An 8985-nucleotide genomic window follows, 5' to 3' on the forward strand; every position below is an offset into this window, starting at 1 on the left:
AGATGCAAGACACGATTCCCACCCCCTACTACCTGATCGACAAGTCAGCCCTCCTGCGCAACCTTCGGATCATCGACCAGGTGCGCGCGCAGGCCGGGGCGAAGGTGCTGCTGGCGCTGAAGTGCTTCGCGACCTGGTCGGTGTTCGACTTGATGCGCGAACACATGGACGGCACGACCTCGTCCTCGCTTTACGAGGTCAAGCTCGGCCGGCAGAAGTTCGGCGGCGAGACCCATGCCTACAGTGTGGCCTTCGCCGACCACGAGATCGAGGAGGTCGTCGCCCACTGCGACAAGATCATCTTCAACTCGATCAGCCAGCTCGAGCGCTTCGCCCCGGCCGCGGGCGACAAGCCGATCGGCCTGCGCCTGAACCCGGGCGTGAGCTGCGCCGGTTTCGACCTCGCCGACCCGGCGCGGCCCTTCAGCCGGCTGGGCGAATCCGATCCGGCGCGCATCCTGTCGGTGATCAACCGCCTCGACGGCGTGATGATCCACAACAACTGCGAGAACGACGACTTCGCGCGCTTCGATGCGCTGCTCGGCGAAGCCGAGCGCCGCTACGGCGAGATCCTGCAGCGACTCCAATGGGTGAGCCTCGGCGGCGGGATCAGTTTCACCGCGCCGGGTTATGCGCTCGACGCCTTCTGCGAGCGCCTGCGCCACTTTTCCCGCAAATGGGGCGTGCAGGTCTATCTCGAGCCGGGCGAAGCCACCGTGCGCCACACCACCACGCTCGAGGTGAGCGTGCTCGACACCGGTTTCAACGGCAAGAAGCTCGCGGTGGTCGACAGCTCGACCGAAGCGCACATGCTCGACCTGCTGATCTACCGCGAAACCGCGCCGATCGGAGGCGACCAAGGCGAGCACGTCTATCAGATCTGCGGCAAGACCTGTCTTGCCGGCGACATCTTTGGCGAGGGTCGCTTCGAGCGCCCGCTGGAGGTCGGCGACCGCATCTCGATCGGCGATGCCGGCCCCTACACCATGGTGAAGAAGAACTGGTTCAACGGCGTCCACATGCCGGCCATTGCCGTCCGCGAGCTGGACGGCAGTGTGCGCCTCGTGCGCGAATTTAACTACGACGACTACGTCAGCAGCTTGTCCTGAAACAGGGCAGTCTAACCAGAGCGATGGGAGATCAGAATGAAGCGTAATGTCCTGATTATCGGGGCGGGTGGGGTGGCTCACGTGGTGGCGCACAAGTGCGCGCAGAACAATGTCCTTCTCGGGAACATCCATATTGCGTCGCGCACGCTCGCCAAGTGCGAGGCCATCATCGAGTCGATCAGGACAACGGGCAGCATGCAGAAGCCCGGTCAGCTGAAGGCCCACACGCTCGATGCGATGGACATCGAAGCCACCAAGTTCCTGATCCGCGCCACGCGCAGCCAGATCGTCATCAACGTCGGCTCGCCCTTCCTCAACATGTCGGTACTGGCCGCCTGCATCGACACCGGCGCGGCCTACCTCGACACCGCGATCCACGAAGACCCGGACAAGGTGTGCGAGACGCCGCCCTGGTACGCCAACTACGAGTGGAAGCGCCGCGATGCGTGCAAGAACGCACGCATCACCGCGCTGCTCGGCGTCGGCTTCGACCCCGGCGTGGTCAACGCCTATGCGCGCTATGCGCTCGACCACTGCTTCGACCGGGTGGATTCGATCGACATCATCGACATCAACGCCGGCAGTCACGGGCGCTACTTCGCCACCAACTTCGACCCCGAGATCAACTTCCGCGAGTTCACCTCGACCGTGTGGTCGTGGGAGAACGACGCATGGAAGGCAAACGCGATGTTCGAGCACCGCAAGGAGTGGGACCTGCCGGCGGTCGGCAAGTCCGCCGCCTACCTGACCGGCCACGACGAGCTGCACTCGATGTCGCAGAACCTGGGCGTGCCCAACATCCGCTTCTGGATGGGTTTCGGCGAGCACTACATCAACGTCTTCAACGTGCTGAAGAACCTCGGCCTGCTCTCCGAAAAGCCGGTGCGCACCGCGCGCGGCCAGGAAGTGGTGCCGCTCGAGGTGGTCAAGGCGGTACTGCCCGACCCGGCCTCGCTCGCGCCCGACTACACCGGAAAAACCTGCATCGGCGACCTGGTGAAGGGCACCCGTAACGGCCAGGCCCAGGAAGTGCTGCTGTACAACGTGTGCGATCACGAGGCGTGCTACCGTGAAGTGGGCAGCCAGGCGATCTCCTATACCGCAGGTGTGCCGGTGGTGGCGGCTGCGATGCTGATCGCCAACGGCACCTGGGACATCGGCGAGATGGCCAACGTCGAGGAACTCGATGCCCTGCCCTTCATCCGCCTGATGAACGGCATGGGTTTGCCCACCCGCATTCGCGACGCCGAGGGCGACCGCCTGCTCGACCCCGAACGGGAGGTCGGATTCAGGCGCGAGCGGGAGCGGACGGCCAACGCGAGGTGAGCCGCGACGGCGGCCAGATGGCAGGCAAGACTCGAAGCTCAGCCCTGCTTCCTGTCACTGCGCAGGGGCTTGAGCAGCCCGACCAGGTTGTTGTGGTCGAGTTCGTGCATCAACGCCAGCAACTGGCCGAGTTGCCCCGCCGGAAAACCCTGCCGCGCAAACCACGCGAGGTAGTGCCCCGGCAGGTCGGCGATGATCCGTCCCTTGTACTTGCCAAAGGGCATCTCGCGGGTGAGCAGCAATTCGAGCAGTTCGGGATTCATCCATCATCCTTCCGTTGACACCACCACCCCCTTTGCGCAGCAGCCACCTGCCCCCCGACAACGCCTGCAGCGGGGCTGTGGGCGCCCACCTCCTCACCGTGACCAAGATGACCGAACACACACCTTTCACCTCCGACACCCCACCCATCGAAATCGAGACCAGCCCGAATCCGCAATGGTCGGTCATCTGGATGCACGGTCTGGGCGCCGATGGCAGCGACTTCGAGCCGATCGTCCCGGAACTCGGCCTGCCCGAGGGGCTTGCGGTGAGGTTCATCTTCCCGCATGCGCCTTTTCGGGCCGTGACCTGCAACGGCGGCTACGTGATGCGGGCCTGGTACGACATCATCTCGCTCGCACCCGACGCCCGGCAGGTCGACGAGGCCGGCCTGCTCGAGTCCCGCGCGCTCGTCCGCCACTTGATCGACCGCGAAACCGCGCGAGGCATCCCGAGCGAACGCATCATCCTCGCGGGTTTCTCGCAAGGCGGTGCAGTCGCCTACCTGAGCGCACTCACGCACCCCACACCACTTGCGGGCATCGTCGCGCTTTCGACCTACATTCCGAGCGCCAGGCTGGTGACCACCGATGTCGCCGAAGCGAATCGGCAGATTCCGATCTTTGCGGCGCACGGGACAGACGATGACGTCGTGTCGCTCGCGCTCGGAGAGCAGGCGGTCGAGTTGCTGCATGCGCTCGGCCTCGAGCCTGAGTGGCGAACATACGACATGCCCCACTCGGTGTGCATGGACGAGATCACCGACATCGGCGACTGGCTGAAACGTCTATGCAGCCGAGACCGCGTTCGATAGACGTCGGCAACCCGACACGATGACCTTGCTCCGGGTTTGCAGACGCGATTGTTCAACGCGTCACGCGCGCCGCCCAGCACCCAGACATTTATGCAGCTGCCCCTTCGGCGCGCGCTGGATCCGCCTCAACAGTTCCACGGAGACGTCCTGCACCTGATGAGACACCCGCAGTTCCTCTTCGAGGCGCACCAGCAGACTCGACGCCATCTCGGCATCCGCCAGCGCACGGTGGTAACGCCCGGCGACAGGCAGCTTTGCGTACTCGACCAATGCGCCCAGCTTGTGGCTTGGCGCCAGCGGGAAAATGCGACGGGAGAGCAATAGGGAGCAGACAAAGTCCTGCTTCCTCGAGCGCTGAATCCGTGCGAGTTCGGCATCCCAGAACTTCGAGTCGAACGCGGCGTTGTGGGCGACGATGGGGATGTCGCCGACAAAGTCGGATACCGCCCGCATCACATCTCCGGCGGAGGGCGCACTGCGGACCATGGCGTTGGAGATCCCCGTCAGCGCTTCGATGTATGCCGGGATTCGGACCCCGGCGTTCATCAGGCTCTGGTACCGATCCACCACACGCCCTCCCTCTACGATCACCGCCGCAACCTCGGTCGCCCGATCACCCTGCGCGGGCGACAGCCCGGTCGTCTCGAAATCGATGACCGCCACAACTTCCATGATCAGAACGCTCCAGGGTTACTTCGGCCACGACTGGAGCCGGCACTTCTCACAATCGTCCCACGGAAGGCAGTCGCATACCCGGGGCAGTTCGACGAACCGACTACCCACATGCACCTTCTCGGCGGAGGCAGCCCGCGCTGTGGCGCTTCGCTTGGCAGGGGGCGGAAGCGGAACGGCCGCAGATGCGTCATGCGGGCCAGGCTGCCATTGCGAAAACGAGGTCACGTCGAGATTGCCGTCGATGTACCAGCACTTGCGACCTGCGTCCCAACGCGCACCGAGCTTCTTGGCCTGGTCTTTTTCAGCGAAAGGCACCTTCAGGTCGAATCTCATGGCATTACGGGTCAGGCGTGACGGGCACGCATTATAAACACCCCGGCTCGTTGTCCGCCCCCACTCATGTCCCTGCGGGCAACGGCAGCACACTGGTCACGAGATCAGCCCGCAGCACGGATCCACTCCGCAATGCTCGCTGCGGTCGGAATCCGCCCGGACGACACCAGCTTCTCGTTGATCACCAGGCCGGGCGTCTTGAGCACGTCGTAGGACACGATCTCGCCCATGTCGGTGACCTTGACCACTTCCGCCTCCACGCCCGTGGTGGCAACTGCCTCGCGCACGATTTCTTCCAGCTTGCGGCAGTTGGCACAACCGGGGCCGAGAACCTTGATGTTGAGCATGATCAGACTCCTTTGAGTGAAGAGGCGGTCGCGCGCCGGCTGGCAACCGACAGCAGCAGCGCGAGCGCGGCGATGAAACCCGCGAGGTAAAGCGCGAGCGAGAACAATGCGGTGCCGTCGATCCAGGCGCCGTAGATAAGGCCCGCGACCGCGCTGAACAGCGCCACCAGGCCGACGTAGGTGAAGGTCTTCTTGCGGCCGATGATCGCCGAGATGATCAGGATGCTCTGCAGCGACAGCTCGGGGTCGGACATCAGGTAGGCAAGCAGCGGGCCGCGGTGCATGCCGAGGTCGAGGAACATCTTGGCGATCGGCACCTCGACCAGGGTCGGGAAGTACATGAACACGCCGAACACCACGCCCGCCAGGTTGCCGGTGAGCGAGTTGGTGCCGGCCAGCATCTGGATCCATTCCGGGCGGATCAGCACGCGGATCATGCCGACGACGAACACGCCGACCACCAGCAGCGGGAAGATCTGCTTGACGAAACGCCACGACTCCCACAGCCAGTCGCGCAGCTCGTCCTCGCTCAGGCTGCGGCGCATGATGAAATACAGCGCCGCGAGCGCGGCGGCGACGGCGAAGAACTTGCCGGTGAGGCCGATGCGCAGCGCGCCGTCCACCGGCTGCACCGCCAGCGCCGCCACCAGCAGCGTCGCCGCGATCAACCCCAGGCTGATCCAGGTCCACGCGTTGGCGCCTTCGCTGATGTTCTCGAAGCCGCGCCAGGCGGCATAGCCGATCGAGGCCAGCAGCGCGATCAACACCACGCCCTGCACCGACACGCCCTCCTCGCCCTTGGCGGCGTCGTAGGGCACCAGGCGGTCGAGCGCGGCCTGCCAGCCCTGTGCGTCGCCGATCGGCAGTTCGAAGTTGAGGTAAGTCCCGGTGAGGACATCGAGCTTGAGCGTGCCGGCGAGCAGCAGCGCCACCCACACAAACAGGAACACCAGCGCCATCCGCCCCATGCCCGCGCCCTGCGCGCCGAAGGCGCTGTCGGTGGCGAGGTCGTGGGCGGCATCGTCGGCGCGGAAGAGCAGCGCCATGATCAGGCCGATGCCGATGCCGAAAGTGAGCGACAACACGAAGCGCGCGATCGCGAGGTCCGGCCCGATGATGCCGCCGGTGTACACCAGCGCCAGGATGTTGGCCGCGGGCGCAAAGAACAGGAAGGTGATCGCCGGGCCGAGGCCCGCGCCCTTCTTGTAGATGCCGGCGAAGAGCGGAACGATGGTGCACGAGCACACCGCCAGCAGCGAGCCTGCGGCGGCGGCGGCCGGATAGGACACGGTCTTGCTGGAGTTGCGCCCGAGGAAGCGGGTGACCGCCTCCTTGGGAATCAGCGCCGACATCGCGCCGGCGATGAAGAAGGCCGGCAGCAGGCACAACAGCACGTGCGCTGCGAGATACGCGGCCAGATTGCCCAACCCGCCGTAGAAGACGGGGAGAACCGCGGAAAGCAGGGTGTCCATGACGCAAACTCCAGCGCGAAAATATTGCTGCCCGATTCTGGATCGTCTTCGCCTCTGACCGAACGCTAGCGGTCAGATTGGCCCACGGCAAGCAGCTTCATCGATGAAGACGCACGCACCGCGAAAAGGATGCAGCCGGACGCTCGCTCGGGGTCAATGGCGAATCGGCTGGTGTGGGGCGCAGGGTGTTAATGGCATTAACACGCACACCGATCCGATTAACAAAACTCCCCGCGGCGTTAACAACCAATCCCTATGATCTGGATGTGGTTTTTGTGCCGAACAACCCTATGCTGGGAAGACCGCGCAGCGCATGCATCCAGGTTCCGCTGCGGTTCTTGTTCGGTGAATTTGTGAACACGGAGACTGAGACGTGAACAATCAAGCTAGCGGGCGTTCCGCCCCGTCCGGTGCAGAGGCACCGGGACGCAAGAACGAGTGGCCCAAGTTCTTGCTCCTCGCCTTCGTCGGGCTGCCCATCACGATGACGCTGGCGATCGCGGCCTACGGCTTCGTGGTGTGGTTCCTGCAGATCCTGTTCTTCGGCCCCCCGTCCTGATCCTCGCAGGCAGGAAGCAAAGCTGCGCGGAAACCCCGCCAGCCCGGGAATCGCACAACACGCAGGAGCAACATCATGAAAAAGTTACTTCGGTCCATCAGGGACCTCTTCCTCAAGCCATCGGTACGGATCGGGCTCGGCGTGCTCGTGACCGGCGGCTTCATCGCAGGCGTGCTGGCCTGGCAGGGCTTCAACACCGCCATGGAAGCCACCAACAAGGAAGAGTTCTGCCTGAGCTGCCACACCATGCACGACAACCTGCTGCCCGAGCTGCAGAAGACCGTGCACTGGAACAACCGCACCGGCGTGCGCGCACGTTGCCCGGACTGCCACGTCCCGCACGACTTCACCGACAAGGTGGCGCGCAAGATGCAGGCCAGCCGCGAGGTGCTGGGCCAGCTCATCGGCACCATCGACACCCGCGAGAAATTCAAGGAACACCGCCTGGTGCTCGCGCAGCGCGAGTGGAAGCGCTTCTCGGCCAACGGCTCGAAGGAATGCCGCGCCTGCCATGACTACAAGGACATGGACTTCGACAAGATGCGCCCCGCCTCGCAGGTCGCGATGCGCAAGGCTGCCGAGCGTGACCAGAGCTGCGTCGACTGCCACAAGGGCGTCGCGCACCAGCTGCCCGAGATGAAGGGCGCACGCAACCCGGCCTTCGACACCCTGGTGTCGTCCGCATCCGGCCAGAGCGTGGATACCGGCAAGGACTACTTCCTCGTTGTACCGCAGGAACTGTTCGCCGACGAAGGCCTGACCAAGCGCATCGGTTCGGTCGAGGTCGCCACCCAGGTGAAGGTGCTCGAGACCAAGGGCGACGCGCAGCGCGTCGAGCTGGCGCTGTGGCGCAAGAACAAGGGTTATGGCCGCGTCTGGTACAGCCACTTCGGGCTCAACATCACCAGCGCCATCCTCGACAAGGAAATCGCCCAGGACACGAGCTTCGTGAAGGTGCTCGACACCAAGGAGGACCCGATGACCGGTCTCGAATGGCAGCAGGTCACCGCCACCGCGTGGATGCGCAAGGGCAGCGTGCTCGAGAGCGTCGAACCGGTGTGGTCGATCGCCCGCGCCAGCTACAACAGCAGCTGCAGCGTGTGCCACCGCCAGCCCGAGGAAGCGCACTTCGACGCCAACACCTGGCCTGGCCTCTTCGGCGGCATGGTCGGCTTCACCAGCATGGATGACGACACCGCCCGCGTGGTGCTCAAGTACCTCCAGACCCATTCGTCCGATTTCAGCACGTCGCACGGCGCCGGTTCGCCCGATTCCGCCCTGCAGACCGCGCGTCCCTGATCAGGAGTTGAACACCATGAACTACTCTCGGCGAGGTTTCCTCAAGGCCATGGCAGCAATGTCGGGCAGCGTGCTGGTCGCGCCCGGCCTGCTCACCAGCCGGTCCGCCCTGGCGGCCGGCGAGGCTGCCGCAGTCGGCGAAGACATCACCACCTGGAAGATCTCCGGCTCGCACTTCGGCGCCATCCGCGCCAAGGTGGTCGGCGACCGCGTGGTCGATGTCCGCCCCTTCGAGCACGACAAGCACCCGACGGAGATGATCAACGGGATCATGGGCCTGATCTACAGCCCGTCCCGCGTGCGCTACCCGATGGTGCGCCTCGACTGGTATCGCAAGCGCCACCTCAGCGACACCAGCCAGCGCGGCGACAACCGCTTCGTGCGCGTGAGCTGGGACGAAGCGCTCGACCTGTTCTACGAAGAGCTCGAGCGCATCCAGAAGGACCACGGCCCGTGGGCGCTGCACACCGCCGGCGTGGGCTGGCGCTCGGTCGGCCAGGTGCATAGCTGCGGCAACCACATGGTGCGCGGCATCGGCATGCATGGCCGCAGCGTGGGCACCATCGGCGACTACTCGACCGGCGCCGGGCAGATGATCCTGCCCTACGTGCTCGGCTCGACCGAGGTGTATTCGCAGGGCACCTCCTGGGACGTGATCCTCAAGGAAAGCAAGCTCGTCGTGTTCTGGGCCAACGACCCGATCAAGAACCTGCAGGTGGGCTGGAACACCGAGACCCACGAGTCCTACGCCTACTTCGAGCAGCTCAAGGCCAGGGTCGCCGACAAGTCG

The 8985-nt window shown here is 64.7% G+C and carries 11 protein-coding genes; 6 read left to right on the forward strand and 5 right to left on the reverse strand.

Features of this window, described 5'->3' with window-relative positions; translation table 11 throughout:
* The first annotated feature begins 2 nt into the window (after positions 1–2).
* Entirely contained in the window at positions 3–1109 is a 1107-nt protein-coding gene (locus tag RBT54_RS15630) for a carboxynorspermidine decarboxylase (RefSeq protein ID WP_320367986.1), read from the forward strand.
* A gap of 36 nt (positions 1110–1145) precedes the next feature.
* Entirely contained in the window at positions 1146–2435 is a 1290-nt protein-coding gene (locus RBT54_RS15635; protein WP_320367987.1) for a saccharopine dehydrogenase family protein, read from the forward strand.
* A 38-nt stretch (positions 2436–2473) separates the two neighbouring features.
* On the opposite strand, the gene RBT54_RS15640 is transcribed toward RBT54_RS15635, so the two are convergent.
* The gene (locus tag RBT54_RS15640) at positions 2474–2698 is read right to left on the reverse strand and encodes a DUF3820 family protein (RefSeq protein WP_320367988.1); all 225 of its coding nucleotides are present in this window, start codon (positions 2696–2698) and stop codon (positions 2474–2476) included.
* A gap of 107 nt (positions 2699–2805) precedes the next feature.
* Here RBT54_RS15640 and RBT54_RS15645 point away from each other — a divergent pair, with 107 nt between their 5' ends.
* Entirely contained in the window at positions 2806–3510 is a 705-nt protein-coding gene (locus RBT54_RS15645) for an alpha/beta hydrolase (RefSeq protein ID WP_320367989.1), read from the forward strand.
* A gap of 60 nt (positions 3511–3570) precedes the next feature.
* Here RBT54_RS15645 and RBT54_RS15650 read toward each other — a convergent pair whose 3' ends face one another.
* From RBT54_RS15650 to RBT54_RS15665, 4 genes are all read right to left on the reverse strand, one after another.
* Entirely contained in the window at positions 3571–4182 is a 612-nt protein-coding gene (locus RBT54_RS15650) for a 3'-5' exonuclease (RefSeq protein ID WP_320367990.1), read from the reverse strand.
* Between the two features lie 18 nt (positions 4183–4200).
* Entirely contained in the window at positions 4201–4518 is a 318-nt protein-coding gene (locus RBT54_RS15655; RefSeq protein ID WP_320367991.1) for a DUF5710 domain-containing protein, read from the reverse strand.
* A gap of 104 nt (positions 4519–4622) precedes the next feature.
* On the reverse strand, positions 4623–4865 hold the full coding sequence (locus RBT54_RS15660) for a thioredoxin family protein (RefSeq protein ID WP_320367992.1): 243 nt from the start codon (positions 4863–4865) through the stop codon (positions 4623–4625).
* A 2-nt stretch (positions 4866–4867) separates the two neighbouring features.
* A complete protein-coding gene (locus tag RBT54_RS15665; RefSeq protein WP_320367993.1) occupies positions 4868–6337 on the reverse strand; it encodes a permease in 1470 nt (489 codons plus the stop codon).
* A gap of 373 nt (positions 6338–6710) precedes the next feature.
* Here RBT54_RS15665 and RBT54_RS15670 point away from each other — a divergent pair, with 373 nt between their 5' ends.
* The 3 genes from RBT54_RS15670 to RBT54_RS15680 all read left to right on the forward strand — a co-directional run.
* Positions 6711–6896 carry a hypothetical protein gene (locus tag RBT54_RS15670; RefSeq protein WP_320367994.1) on the forward strand — a complete coding sequence of 62 codons (186 nt, stop codon included), beginning with the start codon at positions 6711–6713 and terminating at the stop codon, positions 6894–6896.
* Between the two features lie 75 nt (positions 6897–6971).
* Positions 6972–8195 (forward strand): pentaheme c-type cytochrome TorC, encoded by a 1224-nt coding sequence (gene torC / locus RBT54_RS15675; RefSeq protein WP_320367995.1) that lies wholly within the window; start codon positions 6972–6974, stop codon positions 8193–8195.
* Positions 8196–8211: 16 nt separating this feature from the next.
* Positions 8212–8985 (forward strand): molybdopterin-dependent oxidoreductase (locus tag RBT54_RS15680; RefSeq protein WP_320367996.1); only part of this gene is annotated, 774 nt, incomplete at its 3' end.

Origin of the sequence: Thauera sp., from assembly GCF_034003485.1 — a bacterium.
Classification (GTDB): domain Bacteria; phylum Pseudomonadota; class Gammaproteobacteria; order Burkholderiales; family Rhodocyclaceae; genus Thauera.

Excerpts from the sequence above, each read along its gene's own strand:
- RBT54_RS15630 (WP_320367986.1), top strand. The coding sequence starts at position 3 with ATGCAAGACACGATTCCCACCCCCTACTACCTGATCGACAAGTCAGCC.
- RBT54_RS15635 (WP_320367987.1), top strand. The coding sequence starts at position 1,146 with ATGAAGCGTAATGTCCTGATTATCGGGGCGGGTGGGGTGGCTCACGTG.
- RBT54_RS15640 (WP_320367988.1), bottom strand. The coding sequence starts at position 2,698 with ATGAATCCCGAACTGCTCGAATTGCTGCTCACCCGCGAGATGCCCTTT.
- RBT54_RS15645 (WP_320367989.1), top strand. The coding sequence starts at position 2,806 with ATGACCGAACACACACCTTTCACCTCCGACACCCCACCCATCGAAATC.
- RBT54_RS15650 (WP_320367990.1), bottom strand. The coding sequence starts at position 4,182 with ATGGAAGTTGTGGCGGTCATCGATTTCGAGACGACCGGGCTGTCGCCC.
- RBT54_RS15655 (WP_320367991.1), bottom strand. The coding sequence starts at position 4,518 with ATGAGATTCGACCTGAAGGTGCCTTTCGCTGAAAAAGACCAGGCCAAG.
- RBT54_RS15660 (WP_320367992.1), bottom strand. The coding sequence starts at position 4,865 with ATGCTCAACATCAAGGTTCTCGGCCCCGGTTGTGCCAACTGCCGCAAG.
- RBT54_RS15665 (WP_320367993.1), bottom strand. The coding sequence starts at position 6,337 with ATGGACACCCTGCTTTCCGCGGTTCTCCCCGTCTTCTACGGCGGGTTG.
- torC (WP_320367995.1), top strand. The coding sequence starts at position 6,972 with ATGAAAAAGTTACTTCGGTCCATCAGGGACCTCTTCCTCAAGCCATCG.